We start from the raw sequence: 21,460 nt of genomic DNA, 5'->3' as shown, positions 1-21,460 counted from the left end.
CGCCGGCATCTGCCGGAACGTGAGCCGGTGAGTCCCGGCTGGCGCCATCGCGCACGACGCCTGCGGTTCTTCCTTCTGGGTCTGGTCGCGAGCGTGCTGGTGGCGCTCGCCCTGGTCATGGCGGTCGGTCAGCTGTTGTTGCCGCTGGCCGCCCACTATCCCGATCGTGTTGCCGCCTTGCTGAGCAAGAAACTCGGCAAGCCGGTGCATTTTGGTTCGCTCGAAGGTTTCTGGCGTCCGTCGGGCCCGCTGTTCGTGATGCGTGACATGACCATCGCGCCGACCGAAGGCGGAGACGCATTGCGCCTGCCCCAGGCCGCCGTGAAGCTGGACTTCGGCGCCTTCGTGCTGCCGTCGCGCCACCTGCTCAACCTGCGCCTGCGTGACCTGCGCATGGGTTTGCATCGCGCGGCCGACGGCCGATGGAGCATTGACGGCTTCGGTGCCGGAGGCGGCACGCAGAAGGTCTCGTTCGGCAATCTCTCCGCCGACCTCTGGCTGAGCAATCTTCACCTGGATATCGCCGACGACACCACGCATCGCAGCTACGGGCTCATTGCCGACCAGCTGCGTATCAGCCTGCAAGGGCAGGCGGTGCGTGTGGGCGGCACCTTGCGTCGCGAAAACGTCGGCGGCCTGCTTACGGCCGCGGGGCGGTTTGCCGCCGACGGCTCGAATGGCCGCGTCTACGTCAAGGGAAGCAACCTCGACCTGGCCGCTCTCAGCGCTGACTTCAACGCCGGTGGCTATGTCCTGGCCGGCGGCAAGGGCGGGTTTGAATCGTGGCTTGACTGGCGGGACGGACAGGTCGTGCGCACGACAACGCGTCTGGACTTCGACGAGCTCGCGGTGCGTGGCCCGGCGCGCACGGTGCGTACGCCAGGCTTGCACGGCATCGTCGACATGCATCGCACCGCGGATGGCCAGCGCATCGACTGGGCGGACGCGGATGGCGGCGACGTCGCCTTCGTCAACCATGTGCAAGGCGATCGCAGCAACGGCACGGTCGTCGCGCGCCGGATCAATCTCGGGCCGCTCTTGCCCTGGGCCGGGCTCGCGCCGCAGGTGTCTCCCGGGCTGGCGCAATGGCTCGCGGATGGCCAGCCACGCGGGCGACTCAACGACGTGCGTGCCGACTGGGATTCCACGGACGGCCTCCGCTACGTGCACGCCACATTCGCTGGCCTGGGCATCAACGCGATCGGCAAGCTCCCGGGCGTGTCGAAGCTCGACGGCGAAGTCTTCGGCGACGAGCAGGCACTCGCGCTCAGCCTGCCGAGACAGGCCACGACGCTGGACTTCACAGGTGTGTTCCGAAAGCCTTTGGTGATGTCCATGCTGGGCGGCGATATTGCCGTCTACAAGGACGGCGACGACTGGCACATCGGTGCCGACCCGGTGGATTTTCAGGGTGAGGGCTTCGGTGGGCAGGCGCGCGGCGAATTCGTCTTGCCCGGCGCGGACACCGGCCCCTTCATGGATATGTATGTCGCTCTCGGACCCGGCGACGTACCCGCGGCGAAGCTGTTCTGGCCGCACTCGATGTCCGAGGGGTCGCAGAACTGGCTCAACCGCGGATTGGTTTCCGGCCACATCGAAAGCGGTTCTGCCGTGGTGCGCGGCAATCTTCGCGACTGGCCGTTCCGTAACCAGGAAGGACGCTTCGAGGGTCGCGCGGTCATCGATGACACCGTGCTGGAGTACGGCACGGGCTGGCCACGCGCCGAAGGGCTCTCGGCGGTCGCCAGTTTCATCGACAACGGCATGTACATCGAAGCCACCGAGGGCCACTCGCTCGGCAACGCCGTCAGTTCCGCGACCGCTGCGATTCCCGATTTCGCCGAGGGCATCCTCGACCTCAAGATCAGTGGCGCGGGAACCGGCAACAGCTTCCTCGACTTCATCAAGAACAGCCCCATTGCCAGCAACAGCCGCGAGTCGATCGACAAGCTGAAGCTGGGTGGCACGGGCGAGTTCGGTTTCAACCTGCTCATGCCGCTGGCTAATGCGCGCGACGTGACGCTCGATGGCAAGGCCACGCTGAAAGATGCTGACCTCGTCGCCAATGAATGGAAGCTGCGCCTGGACAAGATCACCGGGCCGATGAGCTTCGACGCGAAAGGCTTCACTGCCAGCAACCTGAAAACCTCGTTCCACGGCCAGCCTGCCGACCTCGACCTCGCCATCGCGGGTGCGACGGGGGATCCGTCAAAGGTGATCGATGCATCGATCACGGGAGCCTTCACCGTCGATGAAATGGTTTCCGACTACGAGAACCTGAAGTGGCTCGGCGATACCGCCAAGGGTCGCGGCAATTTCCGTGTCGGTTATGTCCTTTCGAAGACAGGGCAGGGTGACGCGACAACCCAGGCATTGACGGTGGATTCGGACCTTCGCGGTGTCGAGCTTCTCCTGCCTACACCAGTCAAGAAGGCAGCCGCGCCCGCGGAGCCTTTGTCCCTGCGCGTGGGGCTTCCCGTGGACGGTGCACGTCTGGACCTCGCTCTTGGTGACGTCGTGCGCGGCCGTCTGCGCCTGCCCAGCGACAAGGCCCCGATCGCTGCCGCGTTCAACCTCGGATCCACCGTGCCGACGGCTATGCCGGCGCAGGGTTATCTCATTGGCGGCCACGCGTCGAAACTCGATGTTTCCGGATGGGTGCAATACGTGGTTGGCATGTCTGCCAGCGGCAGCGGTGGTCCTGGCCTGAGTGGGCTGGACATCGGTACGGACGACGGCGAAGTGTTCGGCCAGCATTTTTCCAACATGCACATCGTGGCGCGACCCGGCCCGAAGGATCTCTCCCTGCGCGTCGATAGCGACGCCATGGCCGGTCAACTTACCGTTCCCAACGACGACATGCGTCGTCGTGGCATCACCGCGCGCATGGACCGCTTGTGGTGGCCTGCCGCGGACGACACAGCGGATGCGACGAAGAAAGGTAAGGCAGCCGCTGGCGCCGCTGCGACCGTGGCGTCCACGACGTTGAAGGCCGAAGACAAGGCCACGGCGTCCGGCAGTGCCAGTGCGGCATCGACTACGACAGCCAGCGGTTCGGCTAGTGGCGCCGTGGCTTCCGCTGCCGCGACGAAGAACCCGCCGGACGCGAATGAGGCGGGCGTCGCCCCGGCCAGCCTGCCGCCCCTGCATCTGCAGGTGAGTGACATGCGCCTGGGCAAGGCGAAGCTCGGCGAGGCACGGCTGGAGACCTGGCCCACGGACGAAGGCATGCACATCGACCAGCTGCGTGCGCAGTCGAAGAACGTGCAGATCACCGCCTCCGGTGACTGGAATGGCGACGAGAAACGCAGCCGCACGCACCTGACCATGGACTTCGCCTCGGAAGACGTCGCTCGCATGCTCGACGCGCTCGGCTTCGTCGGTATTTTCCAGGGTGGGCGCACGTCGGCGAAACTCGACGCGGTGTGGCCGGGCGGTCCGTCAGCCCTAGCGCTGGCAAACATGGACGGCACGCTCAAGGTGGACGTTGCCAACGGCCGCATCCTCGAGGTGCAGCCCGGCGTCGGTCGTCTCTTCAGCCTCGTCTCGGTCACTGAACTGCCGCGTCGCCTCGCACTCGACTTTGGCGACGTGGTCGGCAAGGGTTTTGGTTTCGATTCGATCACCGGTGATTTCCGCTTCGCCAATGGCGATGCGAGCACACAGAACCTCAAGATCCGCGGCCCCGCCGCCGAGATCACCATCACCGGCCGTACCGGACTCAAGACCCACGACTACGACCAGGAAGTGCTCGTGGTACCCCACCTCGGCAGCAGCCTGCCGATCGTCGGTGCCATCGCCGGCGGACCCGTCGGCGCTGCGGCCGGCCTCGCCGTCCAGGGCATCCTGGGTCACGGCCTCAACCGGGCCGCCGGCAAGCGCTACCACGTCACCGGCACGTGGGAAAAACCCATCTTCACCCCGATAGAAAAAGGCACTCCCCCCACCGCCCCCTTGCTCTGACCCGACGGCGAAAAACCGTAGGAGCCACGCTTCCGCTCCTGTAGGAGCCGAACCATCGGCGATGCCTCCGTTGCAGAGCGAGCCCCCGCCAGCGCGAAGCTGCCTCCCGGCACCGCGCGACTGCGATCACCGACAGCCCGAAGCCTGCCTTGTGAATAATATCGTAGCTCGTTACTATCGAGCGGCGTTATTAGTCATGATCATGTCTTTCGGTGATCCCGATGTGCAGGCGTTTTTCAAAGGTGAGCGAATACGGCGCTGGATCAACATCGAGCGAACGTTGATGCGCAAACTCGCTGTGCTCGATGACACACGAAGATTGGAAGATCTGCGTGATCCTCCTTCCAACCGGCTCAAATCTTTGCAAGGGGATCGGAGCGGACAGTACAGCATCCGGATCAACGACCAATTCCGGATCTGCTTCGTGTGGATTCATGGCAACGCCCATCATGTGACCGTCGTCGACTACCACTAAGGAGAGCCACCGTGCGCGAAGTCCCCTTTCCCCATCCTGGCGAAATCCTGCTCGAAGAGTATCTGAAGCCCTTGGGGCTGAGTCAGTATCGTCTTGCGAAAGCGATTGGTGTTCCGGCTCCGCGAATCGGCGAGATTGTTGCCGAGCGACGCGCGATCACGGCGGACACCGCTCTCCGGTTGTCGCGTTTCTTTGAACAATCCCCGGAATTCTGGACGGGTCTTCAGGCGAGCTACGATCGCGAGATGACCCGCGACCTCATGGCCGACACGCTCGCGGCCATCGTCCCCTGGTCTCAGCTATCGAAAACCACCCCGACGAAAAAGCCGGGGACCCGCCGATCGACGCCAGCCCCGAAACGCAACCCGCGCCCCTGATCAGGGTTTCTGCCGACGAAACGGAAACAGCTGCTGCCGGATGAATCCCTCCGGCATGTAGTCGCCGACAACGCCGTACTTCTCCGGAAACTGCTGCCTGGTTCCCTTCACGGCGGTGCCAAACAGATAGTCGAGAAACGCATAATGCGCGGCATAGTTCTTGTCGATCGCTTCGTCATCCGACGCGTGATGCCAGTGGTGGAAGTCCGGCGTCACGAGAACGTACTTCACCGGTCCCCACGGCAGGTGGACGTTGGCGTGGTTGAACACGGCCTGGAAGCCGACGACGATGATGTAAGCATTCATCACCGCTTCGCTGAAGCCGAGCACGTAAAGCGGTGCCAGCACGCAGACGCGCGTGAAGATCAGTTCGAACATGTGTTGCCGCGAGCCGGCCAGCCAGTCCATCGTCTTCACGCTGTGGTGCACGGCGTGGAAGCGCCAGAGGAACGGCACCTCGTGGTACGCCCGGTGCGTCCAGTACTGGGCCATGTCCGCGACGAGCACGCACAGGAGCAGCTGTGGTACGAAATAAATGCTGGCCACCATCTGCTGGAAATGACTGCTGACCAGCCAGCCGAACGCATGGTGGATCAGGAAGTTCACGATCAACAGCGCGAGGCCGACGATGAAATGGTTCACCGCGAAATGTTTCATGTCGGTCTGCCACTCGAAGCGGAAGACACTCTGGCCCCGGTAAAGCGGAAAGAGCTTCTCGATCACCACGAAAAGCACCGTCGAGCCGAGCAGGTCGAGGATGAACCAGTCCAGGCCGATATACGGCGTGTGATCGGGAAAGGCGCCTACCGGCACGCGTGAGCCGCCCAGCGCGACCGCCGCGACCACCATGACGAAGGCTGCGATATTGAGATTGCGCTTGCGGCCGAGGATCACATTGGCTAGTGAGAGGCCGCCAGCGATGAGCAGCGCGCCAAGAAGGGCCTGGCGCAGCACATCCACCGAATACCGATGGCGCAGGTCAGGGGTGGTCAGGTATTGGGGATAGTGAAAGGCGATCACGCCCAGCAGGCAGAGGAAGCCCAGCGACAGGGCAATGGCCGTGCTGACCATGGCCTTGCGTGGCGAAAGTTCGCCGCTCTTGTGGAGCAGGTCGCGGGTTTCGTCCACCACCGCTTCGGCACGCCGGACAGGCGCTGTCGCGGCGCGGCGCGCGAAGTCTCGTTTGATTCCCTTGCTCATCGTGTGGTCCGTCCCCGTTGGATTCGGGGTCATCGTAGCAATTTGCGTGGGAGTAGGGCGGCTACAGGGTTTAAGCTGGGCCCGTGCACCCCCATTTCCGGGGTTATCCCGATTCCCTACCGGCAGACCTGATGGACTCCCTGATTTCCCTCGCCGAACGCCGCCTGCTCACCCCGGGCGGCCTCGCTTCCACTGATCTGGATCGCGTGTTCTCCCAGCTCATGGGCCCGTCGATCGATGCGGCCGACCTGTACTTCCAGCATTCGCGCAGCGAATCCTGGGTGCTGGAAGAGGGCATCGTGAAGGACGGCAGTCATTCCATCGAACAGGGTGTCGGCGTCCGGGCCATTTCGGGCGAGAAAACCGGTTTCTCGTATTCGGACGAGATCGTGCTTCCGCAGCTGCTCGAAGCCTCGCGCGCGGCCCGGGCCATCGCCCAGGGCGGCGCCGGTGCGGGCAAGCCGCTGGCCATCGCCTCCGGTCGCGGCCTGTACCCCGCGATCGATCCGGTCGAGAGCCTGCCCAACGAGGACAAGATCAAGCTATTGCGCGAGGTGGACGCTTACGCGCGCTCGCGCGACCCACGCGTCAAGCAGGTGGTCGTCAGCCTCGCCGCCACGCTGGACACGATCCTCGTCGCCGCCTCGGACGGCACGCTGGCGGCCGACGTGCGTCCGCTGGTTCGCCTCAACATCCAGGTGATCGTCGAGCAGAACGGCCGGCGCGAGCAGGGTCACTCCGGCGGCGGCGGTCGCTATGGCTATGGCGAGCTGATCGCCAACGGTCGCGCCCATGCGTTCGCCGATGAGGCCGTTCGTCAGGCACTCGTCAACCTCGAAGCGGTCGACGCCCCCGCAGGCAGCATGACCGTCGTCCTCGGGCCAGGCTGGCCCGGCGTGCTGCTGCACGAGGCGATCGGCCATGGGCTCGAAGGCGATTTCAACCGCAAGGGTAGTTCGGCCTTCGCCGGCCGGATCGGCCAGCGCGTTGCCGCCGAGGGTGTCACCGTGGTCGACGACGGTACCCTTCCGGGTCGCCGCGGCTCGCTGAGCATCGACGACGAAGGCACGCCGACCGAGTGCACCACGCTGATCGAGAACGGCATCCTCAAGGGCTACATGCAGGACAAGCTCAATGCCCGCCTGATGGGTGTGAAGTCCACCGGAAACGGCCGCCGCGAGTCCTTCGCGCAACTGCCGATGCCACGGATGACCAATACCTACATGCTGGCGGGCAACCGCGAACCGGAAGAAATCATCCGTTCGGTGAAGCGGGGGCTCTACGCCGTGAACTTCGGTGGCGGCCAGGTGGACATCACCAACGGCAAGTTCGTCTTCTCGGCGAGCGAGGCTTACCTCATCGAAGACGGGAAAGTGACACGCCCCGTCAAGGGGGCCACCCTGGTCGGCTCCGGCCCGGAGGTCCTCACCCGGGTCTCGATGATCGGCAATGACCTAAAGCTCGACGAAGGCGTGGGCGTGTGCGGCAAGGATGGGCAGAGCGTCCCGGTCGGCGTCGGCCAGCCCACGCTGCGCGTGGATGCCATGACGGTAGGCGGCACCGCCTCCTGATAAAGGCAATGTGGGAGCCGATTCAAATGTGAGGCTGCTTCACTGTGGGAGCCGATTCATCGGCGAAAAGCCGACGGAGCGGTGATGCCGCAGAGCATCGCCGCTGAAGCGGCTCCCACAGTGAGGCGGGGCCGGCAGTGAGGCGGTGACCGCACTAAGTTGCGATGGCATCGTAATTGCTTGCGAACAGGGAAAGCAGCTTGACGGCGCCCCGGCCGTCAAGAACTCGACGCCCCGGACGGGCGTTCTCAAGGAGAGAATCGCATGGCAACCAACACCATCAACCTCGGCTCGAGCTCGCTCGACGTCGCCGGCGTCGTCAAGGGGCTGTCCGACAACAAGCGAAGAGAGCCGGACAAAGCGATCGCCAAGCTTTACGACACGAACAAGACGAAGATCTCCGCGGTTGGGAACTTCACTTCGTCGTTGACGAACCTGCAGAACGCGATGAAAGCGCTGTCCGACGGCACGGCGTTCAAGACGCACAAGACGACGGTGAGCGAACCGACCGTGCTTACTGCCGTTACCGATGCCGACGCGCAGTCCAACACATACACCATCGACGTCACCAAGCTCGCGACGGCCCAGAAGACGAACTCCGTCCCCTTTGCCAGCAGCAAGACGGTGTTGGGATCGGGCTCGCTGACGTTTTCCATCGGCGACAAAGCGATGACTATCGACATCAAGCCGCCCGGCAACACGCTCGAGAACATCCGCGACGTCATCAACAAAGCGTCAAACAATCCCGGCGTCACGGCCAGCATCGTCACCGGTTCGGACGGCGCCCATCTGACGCTCACGTCGGCCTCGACCGGCAAGCAGAACGCATTCAAGGTCACGGCCAACGGCGATCCCGCGCTGCAGCAGCTCGCCTTCGATCCAGCGACCGACACGGCGACGACCATCGCGCAGGACGCCGAGTTCACCATCGACGGCAACACCAAGGCGACAAGTCCTACGAACACCGTGGCGTCGGCAATCGATGGCGTGACGCTTACGCTGAGCAAAGTTGGCACTGCCACTATGGCCATCCAGACCGACACGAGTGCCGTCGCCACCGGACTGACCTCGCTGGTCACGGCCTATAACCAATTCGTCGCGCTGTATCAGACGCTGACCAAGTACGACCAGACCAACCAGCAGGTCGGCGCGCTCATCGGCGATGCGACCGTCACGTCGATCAAGAGCCAGATGACAGCCTTGCTGGGCTCGCAGTCGTCCGGCAACACGGCGGGACCGCGATCGCTAAGTGACCTGGGCGTGGCATTTCAGCTGGGCGGAACGCTGAAGTTCGACGCGACTAAGTTGACCAAGGCCCTGGCAACCTCGCCGGGGGAAACCCAGGCGCTCCTCAGTGGCCCCCAAGGCGTGACCGTGAAGCTAGACAAGATGATCGCCGACTGGACATCGTCCAAAGGCATCCTCAGTCAGCGCACCGCCAACCTCAATTCGAGTAAGAAGGACATCGACAAGAAGTCGGCCGACTTCGAAATCACGATGCAATCCTTCGTCGACCGCATCACCAAGCAGTACACGGCGCTGGACACCATGATGACCAAGCTGGGCAGCACGAGCAGCTACCTGCAGCAGCAGTTCGACGCCCTGTCCAAGAACAAATGACCGCACGATCCGATAAAACGGTCTTGTTGAATTCTATCCACCACCGCATAAATATGACGTGCGTCACGGAACGCGAGCGTATGGTGGCGAAAGTACCTGATGGGGTCTCGTAAAGTATTGTGACTGTCATCCGGCAGGCGGATGATCCGCCGGCAGACAGCGTATGGACGGCTAAATCCCCCAAGGCATCGTTCGGGCAGGACGACTCGTCGGGCTTGTAGCCTTCCACTCACCTCGTATCGACCGCAGTACAGCCGGCAGCTCAGACCGCCGGCTCGTGCCGTCGTGCCTGTTGCGAACGCGCTGTCCCTCAGCGGCTCTCACAGGGGACCCACACCCAATGCAGACACACCCGATACACACGCGCGGGGCGAACGGACGAGGGCGGCTGGCAAGCCTGCTCGCCGCCGTACTCCTTGGCGCGACGATGACCGCGCAAGCGGTCACGGTCGCGCCCTCGGATCGCCAGGACATCAACCTCGGCGCACGGCCCTGGAAATACACCAAGCAGGCCGTGCAGAACCCGAACGATCCGGTGGTGTACGCACCACTTCCCAATGGCGACGACGGTGCCATACCGACCTATAACGACAGCGCATGGCTGACGGTCGGTATCCCGCACGCCGCCAACGACTTCACCACCTTCATCAACCAGGAATCGGGCGGCGGCCAGGGCAGCCTGGACGGCGAGACCAGCTGGTACCGCGTAAAACTCGACGACTCGGCGAAGTTCGTCGGCAAGAAAGTCATGGTCGAGTTCGAAGGTGCGCATACCGGTGACCGCGTTTACATCAACGGCCATTTTGTCCCGGGTACCGGCGTGCTCAACCAGCCGGGCCAGCTGGATGCCGACGCGACGCACGTCATCGGCTTCCTGCCGCACATCGTCGACCTGACACCCTTCCTCAAGTTCGACGGCACCGATGTGCTGGCAGTCAAGGTCAGTCGCGGTGGCGGTGGCTTCTTCGAGGATCCGGGTTTCTCCGGATCGTTCCGCTTCGGCCAGGCCGAAGCCGGCCTGTTCCGTCCGGTAAAGCTGCACGTGACCAACTTCGTGCATATCCCGGAGAACGTCTACGCAGGCCAGAAGACCTGGGGTACGTACGTCGGCACGAAGAGCCTCAGCGCCGACCATTCGACGGCGACCGTCGAAGTGCAGACCAACGTGGCCAACGAGACCAACGTGGCCAAGACGGTGGTACTCACCACGCAGATCGTCGACGCCGACGGCAACGTGGTCAAGTCCGACCAGCAGCAGAAGACGTTGCCGGCGAACTTCGTACCGGGCAATGAAACGCCGGTGTTCGACGAAACCCTCCAGGTGAGCAGTCCGCACCTGTGGTACCCGAACAACAGCGTCAACGGTAAGCCGTACCTTTACAAGGTGCTCCACACCGTGAGCATCGACGGCGTGGTGGTGGATGCGAAGCAGAGCACGCTCGGCATCCGCGTCATCACCTGGGACAAGGACTTCCCGTACGTCAATGGCGCCAAGCAGTACATGTGGGGCGGCTCGGGCCGCTACGACTATCCCGCGCTCGGTTCGTCCGTGCCCGAGGAGCAGCAGTGGCGCGACCTGCAGCAGCTTGCCGCCGGTGGTGGCAACCTGTGGCGCCCCGGCCATTCGCCGTCGAGCCCCGAGTTCGTCGAAGCCGCGGATGCGCTCGGCGTGTTCATCGTCCAGCCCAGCGGCGATGGCGAGAACGGCTTCGCCACGCCTTGCGCGGCCAGCGACCGGGCCTGCAACGACATGTGGACGATCAAGCGCGAGGTCCATCGTGACATCGTGATCCGCGATCGCAGCCACCCGTCGATCCTCGCGTGGGAGCACGACAATGGCGTGATGTCGACGCCGTTTGCGGTCGAGCTTCGCGCGCTGGCCCGCACGTGGGACAGCATCAACCCGCGCGCCGCGGCCGATCGCACGCCGGATGCCGCCAATGGCGACATCCTCAGCTGCTCGAAGGCCGGTTGCGAAACCTACCTGCACTCGAACGAGTTCCCGAACAAGCCCGCCTGGGGCGCGGAATACTGGGGACCGGGCACGCTGCGTCACTCGTACGACTACGAGTTGGCCTTCGCGCTGAACTACCTCGTGCCGTACTCGCAGGCACGCAAGGTCGGCACGTTCGGCATGGCTCAGTGGTACATGTCCGATACCCCGGGCGAAGTCATCGAGATGGTCGAAGGTCTCGAGGATGCCACGCACTGGGCGTACCAGAAAAACGCGGACGGCAGCATCGCCACGCATCCGGACGGCAAGCCGATCAAGGGCTTCCGTCATAACGTGCGTGGCAACAACGCATCGATGACGGATGCGAACCGCTTCCCGCGCATGCTCTATTACATCTATGAGTCGGTGTGGGTACCTTACGACCTGCGTCCGGTCGTCAAGCTGGCCAACACGTGGAACCGCACGGGCGATATCCAGGTCAATGCCTTCAGTAACTGCCCGAAGGTTCGCCTGCTGGTGAACGGCGTGGCGCAGGGTAGCGACCAGGTACCGAACCCGTGGGACACGATCGATGACGCGTCGTACAACGTCGAGAACGGTGCTACCAACGAAGACACCGGCAAGATCGTTGGTTCGGACAAGGCGCAGGCCACGACGAAGCTGCCGGGCCAGGTGCATTGGAACGTGACGTGGCAGGCGGGTACCGCTACCGCGCAGTGCATCGACGCACTGGGTAGCGTGCGTACCGGTTCGGACGGCCAGCCCGTCGCCGATACGCTGACCACGGCCGGCAAGGCGGACCACATCGAGCTCGATGTCGTTCCGAACGTCGTCAAGCCGGACGGTACGCGCTTCCAGGTCACCGCCAACGGTTCGGATGCCGCCTTCATCGTCGCCAAGGTCGTCGATGCGAACAACATCGTCGTTCCCGATGCCGCGCAGAAGGTCACCTTCGAAGTCACCAGTGGCGCGTCCATCGTGACTTACCAGGGTGGCACGCAGCAGTATGTCGACTACAGCGCCGGCGAAGTGCCGGACACCAACGGCGGCATTCCGGAGCCGGTTCACAGCTATCACTCGCCGGGCTCGCCGGAACTTCAGTTCGAGGGTGGCCTGCAGAAGATCGCGCTGCGCTCGAAGTTCACGCCGGGCCAGGTGACGGTCACCGCGACGGCAGCCGGCCTGACGGCAGGCTCCGCCACGTTCGCGATCGTCAACGTGCCGGCGCCGCCGACCGCATCGGGTCCGCCGTCCATCATTGCGCAGCCGATCGACCAGAGCATCACCACAGGCGATGTCGGTCACTTCTCCGTAACCGCCTCCGGCACACCGCCGCTGAGCTTCACGTGGAAGAAGAACGGCGTGGAAATCCCGGGTGCGACGAGCGCAAGCTACGTCACGCCGGCTTCGACGCGTGGCGATGACGGCTCGACCTACAGTGTCGTCGTACACGGGCAGGGTCCTGACCAGGAGTCGGGTGCCGCCATGCTCAAGGTATTTGCCTTCAGCCCGGTAGTCATCTCCACGCAGCCGACGGCCCAGAATGTCGACGCAGGCCAGCAAGCCCACTTCCAGGTCGTGGCATCGGGCTCCCCGACGCTGACCTACCAGTGGATGAAGGGCGCCTCGGCCATTCCGGGTGCGAACGATCCGAGCTATGACACGCCGACGCTGAGCATCGCCGACAGCAACGTCAATTACTCCGTCGTCATCGGCAACTTCGGTAGCTCCGTGCCTTCGACGGCAGCGGCGCTTACCGTCAATGCGCCGCGTCCGCCGGTCTTCACCGGTACGCTGGCCGACGTTCGTGCGAATCCGGGTCAGCCGGCGACGTTCGACGCGACCACCCTGGTGGCCGGCACCTCGCCGTTCCACTACAAGTGGTCCGTGGGTGGTGTTGCAGTAGGCGACGATCTGCCGACCCTTACGATCCCATCCGTGCAGCAGAGCGATGTCGGTACGTACACCGTTACGGTGACCAACATCACCGGCGCGGTGGCGACCACGACGGCGAAACTCACCCTGGCGCCGCCAGGTGCGAACCTCGCGCGTGAAAAAGTGACTGCTTCCTCGGTGGTGGAAAACCCCCAGGGCACGGCCGCATGGCAGGCCGTGGACGGTGACGAAACGACCCGGTGGGGCTCGAAGATCGGTGACGACGCGGCGTTCATGACGGTCGATCTCGGTTCGTCGCGCACGTTCAACCGCGTCGTGCTGAAGTGGGAAAACGCTCACGCCAGCGAGTACAAGATCCAGTACTCGGACAGCCCGGATACGGGCTTCCAGGACGCGTACCACACCGATACCAGCACGGGCGGCACGGAGGATTTCACCTTCGACCATCCGGTGAAGGGTCGCTACGTGCGCATGCAGGGCATCAAGCGCGCCACGGACTATGGCTACTCGCTGTATGAGTTCGAGGTGTACAACTCGGCTGGTTGCTGCGCCGCGACGGATCGTTATACGGTCGCGACCGGCTCAAACCTGGTTACCGACAACCTGAGCGGCCTGCAGTGGGATCGCGTGCAGCGCGGCTTCACCGACCAGGGTGCGCAGTTCACGCAGTCGGTCGCCATCCAGGAATGCGCGAAGAGCAGCATGCGCCTGCCGACCGTCGACGAAGCGCTGGCCATCAGCGGCCATAACGCCTCGACCGAAGCGTTCCCGGGTTCGTGGAATACGTGGACCGAAGGTCAGGATCCGACGGATAACACGTTCGCCTTCCAGGTGAGTTCGCTGGGTGATATCCGCCGCGAAGTGGCGGAGAACAACCCGGGCCACGTGCTCTGCGTGAAGGGTACGAAGGTGGTCGCACCGACCATTACGGCACAGCCCGGCAACCAGACCGCTGGCGTGGGCCGCTCCGCTCCCTTCAGCGTGAAGGCAACGGGCGTCGGTCCGCTCAGCTACGACTGGTATACCGTGACCAAGGACGCCAACGACCAGGACGTACTCACGTTCGTGTCGAGCACGGCGGACGGCACCTATGCAACGCGGGCCCTCACCGCCGCGCAGAATGGCACCGTCTACCGCGTGAATGTCGTCAGTGCGCAGGGCCTCACCACCGCGAGCAACAACGTGCTGCTGACGGTGGACAACTCCACGGCCGGTATCGATCCGCCGACGTGGGCCGGTCCGGTCACGCAGCCGAACGACGGTGGTGGCAACGACAACGGTGGCGGCAATCCGCCCAGCCCGGGTACGCCGGGTGACGGCAAGGGTGGCGTGAACATCGCCATCGGTGCCACGGCATCGTCGTCCTACGGCACCGAGCGTCCGGACCTCAATCCGGCTGCGGCGATCGACGGTGACTTCAACAGCCGTTGGGGTTCCGTGCAGAAGCAGGATCCGGTCGATCTGATCGTGAACTTCGGTGCGCCGAAGAGCTTCGATCACGTGATCATGCGCTGGGAGAACGCTTCGTCGGCCCAGTACACGATCGATGTGTCGTCGGATGGCAAGACCTGGAACACCGTGGTCGGCCCCGTCGTCGGCAAGGGTGGCGTGGACACGCAGACTTTCCCGGTGCAGACCGCACAGTACGTCCGCATGAACAGCCTGCATCGCAACACCGACTACGGCGTCTCGATGTTCGAGTTCGAGGTGTACGCCGCGACGGCCCCGACCATCGTCGGTCAGCCGCAGTCGCAAAGCGTGACGGCAGGGCAGGCGGCGAACTTCACCGTCGGTGTGAAGGCGAATGGCACGGTGGGTTACCAGTGGCGCCACAACAATGCGTCGATCGCCGGTGCCACCCAGGCCAGCCTCGGTTTCACGGCCGCGATGGCCGATGCGGGCAACTACGATGTAGTCGTCACCGACACAGCGGGTCGCAGCGCGACGAGCCAGGCGGCGACGCTTACCGTGCAGCAGCCGGCCGCTCCGCAGCAGCCGGTGTCGGGCACGAGCAACCTCGCCCTCAACCGTCCGGTGGTCGCGTCGGATTCGGAGAATCCGGTGGCGTTCAAGCCGGGTAACGTCAACGACGGCGATGCAGGCACGCGTTGGTCGTCTGGCTTTACCGATGACCAGTGGATCGAGGTGGATCTCGGTTCGGTCAAGCTGGTGAACAAGGTCGTGCTCAACTGGGAGAACGCGCACGCCACGTCGTATGCGATCGAAGTGTCGACCGACCACACCACCTGGCAGACGGCGGATGCGAATCCGGCGAGCACCGGTGGGGTGGAAACGCGCACGTTCACGCCGGTCTCGGCGCGGTACGTCCGCATGCATGGCATCAAGCGCAGCACGCAGTACGGTTACTCGCTGTGGGAACTCGAGGTGTACGGCACGGATGGTGATGGCACGACGCCGACCCAGCCGACCAACCCGGGCTCCAACGATCCGTCGCAGGGCTTCGATTACTCGGTATACCCGGGCTTCATCGGCACCCAGTTGCGCAACACGACCAATGGCAAGTGGACCGACGACAAGGTGTACGTCGCGGTGATCGGTCGCGATCCGAAGACCAACGTGTTCTCGTGGGTGAAGCCGGATGGCACGGTGGCACCGCTGAAGGTCGAGGACAACGACGGTGCCGGTCACCTGACCAAGAACGGCCAGAACTATCCGAACTACTTCTTCACGCTGGCGCAGTCCAAGCTGCTCCTGCTGCCGAAGCTGGATTCGGGCCGCATCTTCGTCTCGGTCGGCGAACCGATGTACATCAAGGTGCTCAAGGCAGCCGACGATTCGATCGGTTTCGCGGGTCCCAACCCGCTCAACGGTACCGACCCGAACATCGGGGTGTACTACGACTGGTACGAGTTCACCTGGAACGACAACGCCATCTTCATCAACACGACGCAGGTGGACCAGTTCTCCATCCCGCTCGCGCTCGATGTCTTCGGCGGCAGCAAGACCAGGCACGTGGCATCGGGCATCACGCAGACGCGCGCGCAGATCTTCTCGCAGTACAACCAGGAAGTGCCGGCTGAGTTCGCACTGACCGAGGCCGATCCGATCCGGATCCTCGCCCCGGGCAAGGACCAGTTCGATGTCGGCAAGCCGCAGGAGCATTACTTCGACGGCTACATCGATGACTCGTGGACGTTCTACCAGAGCCATCTGTTGGAGATGACCATCGGTGCCAAGCAGTTCGAAGGCAGCGTGGTGAATGGCGTGCTGACCTTCCGTCACACGAACTGGGCGGACACGCACGAAGCAGACGAGCCGCAAGGCATGCTCTTCAACGTGCAGAAGCCGACCACGCAGGACGTGCTGGAAGGCAAGGGCGCCCTTGCCCGGTCGAACGACCCCTGGGGTGTCGAAGGCCAGCTGGAGGCGCAGATCTGCGCAGCGTTCAACCGCCACGTGATGGAAGACACCACGCAGTGGAAGGATGCTTCCTCGTTCTACCTGCAGTCGCCGGCGAACTACTACTCACGCTTCTGGCACCTGCATGGCGTGAACGGCAAGGCCTACGGCTTCGCGTACGACGATGTGTCCGACCAGAGCTCGACATTGATCGAGACGCAGCCGGAACATCTCGAACTCGGGATCGGTTGGTAATAGCGACACAGGGGCGGCGGCTATTCGCCGCCTCTTTCGAAAAGGAGAGCCCGGCTAAACGCCGGGCTTTCTTCTTTTGTAGGAGCCGATTCATCGGCGAAAACCAGATCGCCGTGCGCTGCCTCTTTAGCGGACAGCTCGCTACGCGAGCTCATGCCTCTTATGTGGGAGCCGCTTCAGCGGCGATATCCAGCCCACCTCACCGCCCGGACACCCGTCCGGACGCCCCGCCTTCCGTCCGCGGACACCCATTACGCGCGCGCCGTCGCAGCGAAAACCGCCGAGAAATGCGCCCTGCAGCCCATTCCGCCAGTTGGCACGTCTGATGCAGCCGTATCCACGAACCCACCTAAAACATCGTCAAAGGACAACGACCATGAAATTCGAAACCGCCATGCTGCAGACCTTCTTCGCCGCCAGCGTCCTGACCTGCCTGCTGATGCTCGGTGCCTTCATCGTTTCGCCCGCCACGCACGTTGCATCAGCCGCCGCCTTCGTCGTCGCTGTTCGCTGAGCTCGTGCCCCGGAGTAATGCCTGATCGGGCTCGATTGAGATGGGGCCAACCTGAGCCTGTCCCGTTCAATTCACGCAGAACAAAAAAAGCCAGCGCTGTAGAGCGCTGGCTTTTTCTTTGTGGGAAGAGCATCGCCGATGAATCGGCTCCCACATAAAGCTGCTTTTACCTGGAACTGAGGCTCACGCTTCCTCTTCGGACGAACCGGCTTCGAGTTCCTTGATGATCCGGTACAACTCGCGGAACGCATGCAGCGGCTTGCTCGCTTCGCGTTCGGCCTTGGCCTGGCGGACAAGGGAGCGAAGGTGCTGGCGGTCCAGGTGCGGGTATTCGTCGAACAGCTCGCCCAGCGCGATGTCACCACCCTCCATCAGCTTTTCGCGCCGCGCTTCCAGGCGGTGCATGTGTGCGGCTTCCTGACGCTGGCGGTCGCGGTCTTCACCGAGGGCGGCGCGGGCATCGGTGAACGCTTCATCGCCGTGACGGCGCATCTGCTTGGCGAGGAAAGCCAGCTGACGCTTGTGGGCGATGTGGGCGGTGACCTTACGGGTGCGGCCGATCTCGTCGACGATGTCTTCGGGCAGCTTCAGCTTGGGGATGCGGCTGGGCGGCAGTTCCACCAGTTGCTTGGCCAGCTTGAGCATGTCCAGGGCATTGCGGCGCAGTTCGCTGCGGCTGGGGCCCAGGTCTTCTTCTTCGTCGTCCTTCTTCGGGCGATCGTCGTAGGGCTTCATGACTGGGTCTCCGGCGTGGCAAATAGGTCGGTGGCTTCACCTTCGAAGGCAAAGCGGGGTTGCGTGCGACCGTCGTGCTCGACGGTTTCGGCGAACATCGACGCGGGGCGGACCCACAGGCCGTGTTCGCCGTAGAGGGCCTGGTAAACCACGAGTTCTTCCATGGTTTCGCTGTGCCGGGCAGTGCCCAGTACGCGGTAGGGCATGCCCTTGAAGTGGCGGTAGAAGCCGACACGGATGCTCATATGTGTTCCATGGCACCATGCGCGGTGCGTTGCTTTTTAATCGGGTGACGCGACCCCATCTGGATGGGATTGGCCGCGTGCGGCCTGCCATTCTAACCGCCAGCCCCCGGGAAGCCCACGTGAGCCTCGTTTCCACCGTTGACACCAGCCAGCAGGACCTCGATCGCCTCGCCACCCTTGCCGAGGACACCATCCGCCGCGCCCGTGCCGCCGGCGCGACCCAGGCCGAGGTTTCAGCCAGCGTCGATGTCGGGCTGAGCGTGAACGTTCGCCTTGGCGAGGTCGAAACCGTCGAGCACACCCGGGACCGGGGCTTCGCGCTCACCGTATATTTCGGCCAGCACAAGGGCTCGGCCAGCACGGCCGACCTGAATCCGGACTCGATCCAGGCCACGATCGACCAGGCCTGCGCCATCGCCCGGTTCACCGAGGACGACCCTGCCGCCGGCCTGGCCGACGCCGACCGCATGGCCACGAGCTTCCCGGACCTCGATCTCTGGCACCCCTGGGACCTGGACGTGGACCACGCCATCGCCCTGGGCCAGGAGATCGAAGACGCCGGCCGTGCCATCAGCGGCATCACGAACTCCGACGGCGCCAGCGTCAACGCGGGGCGGAGCCTGTCGGTCTATGCGAATTCCCACGGATTCCTGGGCCGTGAGCGCGGGACGCGGCATTCGCTCTCCGTGGCCCTGATCGCCGGTGACGACGATGACGGCATGCAGCGCGACTATTGGTACGACAGCCAGCGCAGCGCCACCGATTTCATGGATCCGGCGGCGATTGGCCGCAAGGCCGCCGAGCGCACGCTCTCCCGCCTCAATGCGCGGCGCCTCGGCACCCGTCAGGCGCCGGTACTGTTCGCGCCTGAGATTTCCCGTTCGTTGATCGGTCATCTGCTCGGTGCCGTGAGTGGCGGGTCGCTTTATCGCCGGTCCAGCTTCCTGCTCGACCATGTCGGCAAGCAGATCCTGCCATCCTGGTTCCGTATCGATGAGAAACCTCTCATTCCGCGGGCCATGGGCTCGTCGGTATTCGACGCCGAGGGCGTGGCGACGATCGATGCGCCGCTGATCGTCGACGGCGTGCTCGAGCGTTACATCCTCGGCAGCTATTCGGCACGCAAGCTCGGCCTGACATCCACCGGTAACGCGGGTGGCGTGCACAACCTGTTCGTGAAAACCGGCGACGACGACTTCGCGGGCATGCTGCGCAAGCTGGGCACCGGCCTGCTGGTCACCGAGGTGATGGGGCAGGGCGTGTCGATCATCACGGGCGACTATTCGCGCGGCGCCTCGGGTTTCTGGGTCGAGAACGGCGAGATCGCCTATCCGGTCGAAGAGATCACGATCGCCGCCAACCTGCGCGACATGTACACCAACCTCGTCGCCGTGGGTAACGACGTCGACCGTCGTTCGCACATCCTCACCGGCTCGTGGCTGATCGAAAACATGACGATCGCCGGCGAATAATGCTCCCGTGCCGCCCCTGCGGGGGCGGTATGTGCCGGAAGCACGGCTTGACACGCCAGCGGCGCTCTCCGACAGTGGGACCGACATCGCCACCGGAGTCGCACCATGAGTACGCCGTCCGACCAGATTCCCCCGTCTCCTCCGCCGAGCCCGCCGCCGCCGAGCCCGCCGCCGTACGAGCCGGTCACGCCGGTTTCCCATGCGAACGACGACAAGAATCTCGCAATGCTCACGCATCTGTCGGGGTTCCTCTTCAGCATCCTCGTTCCGTTGATCGTGTGGCTGATCAACAAGGACAAGGGCGACAAGTCCTACCTAGTGACCGAGTCGAAGGAAGCGCTGAACTTCCAGATCACCGTCCTGCTGGGCTACGTGATCTGCTGGATTCTCACCGTGATTCTGATCGGCGCGTTCCTGCACGTGGTGTTGTGGATTCTCAACATTGTGTTCTGCATCCTCGCCGCGGTCCGCGTCAGCCAGACAGGCAGCTACCGCTATCCGTTCGCGTTGCGACTGGTTAGCTGAGTCAACGATGCATGTGTGAAAGGAAGCCCGCGAAAGCGGGCTTTCTCTTCTAAAGGATCGCCGCGTTGCGGCGCATGCCTTCATTGTGGGAGCCGCTTCAGCGGCTCCCACACAAGAACGGTCAGTGAGCGCGGTGGGCTGAGTAGCGCGCCAGGTCGGCTAGCCATTCGCCGCGTTCGCCGAGGGGTTCGATCGCCTCGAGGGCGTCGCGGACCAGGGTGTCGAGGCGCTCGCGTGACGCGGGCAGGCCGATGATCGAGGGGAAGGTGGGCTTGTCGGCGGCGGCGTCCTTGCCGGCGGTCTTGCCGATCACGGCCGACTCGCCTTCCACGTCGAGGATGTCGTCGCGGACCTGGAAGGCTAGGCCCACGGCATGGCCGTAACGATCCAGGCGACCGAGCAGTTCGGGGTCGGTGCAGCCGGCGGCGAGGGCGCCCAGGCGAACCGAGGCGCGAATCAGTGCGCCGGTCTTATAGGCATGCATGCGCTCGAGATCGACCAGCGACAGCTTCTGGCCGACGGCGGAGAGATCGAAGGCTTGCCCACCGGCCATGCCCTCGGCACCGCAGGCGGCACCCAGGGCGCGCAGCATGGCGATGCGTGCCGTTGGGTCGTCGTGGTCACCGTAGGGGGTGGCAAGGATCTCGAAGGCCAGCGCCTGCAGGGCATCCCCAGCGAGGATCGCCATGGCTTCGCCGTAAACGATATGGCAGGTGGGTTGGCCGCGGCGCAGGGCGTCGTCGTCCATGGCCGGCAGATCGTCGTGCACCAGCGAGTAGGCGTGGATGATCTCCACCGCGCAGGCTGGCGCGTCGAGGATGCCGTCGTCGCGCCCGAGGGCATGCCCTGCGGCGTAGACCAGCAGCGGACGCAGGCGTTTGCCGCCGCCGAGCACGGCGTAGCGCATGGCGCCATGCAGTTCCACGGGAGGGAGGTCGCCGCGGGGCAACGCGCGCGCGAGCGCGTCATCTGCCCGGCCGACCAGCGCCTTCAGCGGCGCCGGAAGATCAGTCGATGTGGGAATCAAAGGGTTCGGCGGTATCGGGGGCTTCGGGGTCGAGTAGCAGGCGCACGCGGAGTTCCGCCTGCTCCAGCGCCGTCTGGCAGTGCCGGTAAAGGCCGATGCCGCGCTCGAACGACTTCAGTGATTCGTCGAGACTCAACTCGCCGCCTTCCATGCGTGTGACCAGTTGCTCCAGTTCATCGAGCGAGTGCTCGAATTCGGCAATGGACGACACGGGCGCAGCGGGGGCAGGGGACTTCGGCATGCCCGCAAAATTAGCTCACATGGCCTTTTT

At 64.1% G+C, this 21,460-nt stretch carries 14 protein-coding genes; 9 read left to right on the top strand and 5 right to left on the bottom strand.

Annotation, left to right across the window (positions count from 1 at the left end):
- The first annotated feature begins 27 nt into the window (after window positions 1–27).
- The 3 genes from ACVWWJ_RS18035 to ACVWWJ_RS18025 all read left to right on the top strand — a co-directional run bounded on the left by ACVWWJ_RS18035 (window position 28) and on the right by ACVWWJ_RS18025 (window position 4,815).
- Window positions 28–3,963, top strand: a complete 3,936-nt coding sequence (locus tag ACVWWJ_RS18035; RefSeq protein ID WP_456968962.1) for a YhdP family protein — start codon at window positions 28–30, stop codon at window positions 3,961–3,963.
- A 196-nt stretch (window positions 3,964–4,159) separates the two neighbouring features.
- Complete coding sequence (locus ACVWWJ_RS18030; protein WP_456969737.1) at window positions 4,160–4,438, top strand: type II toxin-antitoxin system RelE/ParE family toxin; 279 nt, start codon at window positions 4,160–4,162, stop codon at window positions 4,436–4,438.
- An 11-nt stretch (window positions 4,439–4,449) separates the two neighbouring features.
- The gene (locus ACVWWJ_RS18025; RefSeq protein ID WP_159895439.1) at window positions 4,450–4,815 is read left to right on the top strand and encodes a HigA family addiction module antitoxin; all 366 of its coding nucleotides are present in this window, start codon (window positions 4,450–4,452) and stop codon (window positions 4,813–4,815) included.
- Here ACVWWJ_RS18025 and ACVWWJ_RS18020 read toward each other — a convergent pair whose 3' ends face one another.
- The gene (locus ACVWWJ_RS18020; RefSeq protein WP_456968961.1) at window positions 4,816–6,015 is read right to left on the bottom strand and encodes a sterol desaturase family protein; all 1,200 of its coding nucleotides are present in this window, start codon (window positions 6,013–6,015) and stop codon (window positions 4,816–4,818) included.
- A gap of 131 nt (window positions 6,016–6,146) precedes the next feature.
- On the opposite strand from ACVWWJ_RS18020, the gene tldD reads away from it, so the two are divergent.
- The 4 genes from tldD (at window position 6,147) to ACVWWJ_RS18000 (ending at window position 17,185) form a co-directional block, all read left to right on the top strand.
- The gene (gene tldD / locus ACVWWJ_RS18015; protein WP_159895435.1) at window positions 6,147–7,586 is read left to right on the top strand and encodes a metalloprotease TldD; all 1,440 of its coding nucleotides are present in this window, start codon (window positions 6,147–6,149) and stop codon (window positions 7,584–7,586) included.
- Between the two features lie 264 nt (window positions 7,587–7,850).
- The gene (gene fliD / locus ACVWWJ_RS18010; RefSeq protein ID WP_456968960.1) at window positions 7,851–9,206 is read left to right on the top strand and encodes a flagellar filament capping protein FliD; all 1,356 of its coding nucleotides are present in this window, start codon (window positions 7,851–7,853) and stop codon (window positions 9,204–9,206) included.
- Between the two features lie 340 nt (window positions 9,207–9,546).
- Complete coding sequence (locus ACVWWJ_RS18005; RefSeq protein ID WP_456968959.1) at window positions 9,547–16,671, top strand: beta-1,3-glucanase family protein; 7,125 nt, start codon at window positions 9,547–9,549, stop codon at window positions 16,669–16,671.
- Window positions 16,672–17,047: 376 nt separating this feature from the next.
- The gene (locus ACVWWJ_RS18000) at window positions 17,048–17,185 is read left to right on the top strand and encodes a hypothetical protein (protein ID WP_159895429.1); all 138 of its coding nucleotides are present in this window, start codon (window positions 17,048–17,050) and stop codon (window positions 17,183–17,185) included.
- A 183-nt stretch (window positions 17,186–17,368) separates the two neighbouring features.
- On the opposite strand, the gene yjgA is transcribed toward ACVWWJ_RS18000, so the two are convergent.
- Both yjgA and ACVWWJ_RS17990 read right to left on the bottom strand, forming a co-directional pair.
- Complete coding sequence (yjgA, locus tag ACVWWJ_RS17995) at window positions 17,369–17,920, bottom strand: ribosome biogenesis factor YjgA (protein WP_456968958.1); 552 nt, start codon at window positions 17,918–17,920, stop codon at window positions 17,369–17,371.
- A complete protein-coding gene (locus tag ACVWWJ_RS17990; RefSeq protein WP_456968957.1) occupies window positions 17,917–18,165 on the bottom strand; it encodes a DUF1653 domain-containing protein in 249 nt (82 codons plus the stop codon). Before ACVWWJ_RS17990 ends, yjgA begins: the two co-directional genes overlap by 4 nt.
- A gap of 119 nt (window positions 18,166–18,284) precedes the next feature.
- On the opposite strand from ACVWWJ_RS17990, the gene pmbA reads away from it, so the two are divergent.
- Together pmbA and ACVWWJ_RS17980 are read left to right on the top strand one after the other, a co-directional pair.
- Window positions 18,285–19,637, top strand: coding sequence for a metalloprotease PmbA (gene pmbA / locus ACVWWJ_RS17985; RefSeq protein ID WP_456968956.1), 1,353 nt, complete (start codon window positions 18,285–18,287; stop codon window positions 19,635–19,637).
- A 105-nt stretch (window positions 19,638–19,742) separates the two neighbouring features.
- The gene (locus ACVWWJ_RS17980; RefSeq protein WP_159895423.1) at window positions 19,743–20,162 is read left to right on the top strand and encodes a DUF4870 domain-containing protein; all 420 of its coding nucleotides are present in this window, start codon (window positions 19,743–19,745) and stop codon (window positions 20,160–20,162) included.
- 121 nt (window positions 20,163–20,283) lie between these two features.
- Here the strand turns inward: ACVWWJ_RS17980 and ACVWWJ_RS17975 are convergent, their stop codons facing one another.
- Together ACVWWJ_RS17975 and ACVWWJ_RS17970 are read right to left on the bottom strand one after the other, a co-directional pair.
- The gene (locus ACVWWJ_RS17975) at window positions 20,284–21,186 is read right to left on the bottom strand and encodes a polyprenyl synthetase family protein (RefSeq protein WP_456969736.1); all 903 of its coding nucleotides are present in this window, start codon (window positions 21,184–21,186) and stop codon (window positions 20,284–20,286) included.
- Window positions 21,170–21,430, bottom strand: coding sequence for an exodeoxyribonuclease VII small subunit (locus ACVWWJ_RS17970; protein WP_159895421.1), 261 nt, complete (start codon window positions 21,428–21,430; stop codon window positions 21,170–21,172). Before ACVWWJ_RS17970 ends, ACVWWJ_RS17975 begins: the two co-directional genes overlap by 17 nt.
- Between the last annotated feature and the right edge of the window lie 30 nt (window positions 21,431–21,460).

It is taken from the genome of Luteibacter sp. HA06, from assembly GCF_054061215.1.
This window is presented reverse-complemented; position numbering and strand designations above follow the sequence as displayed.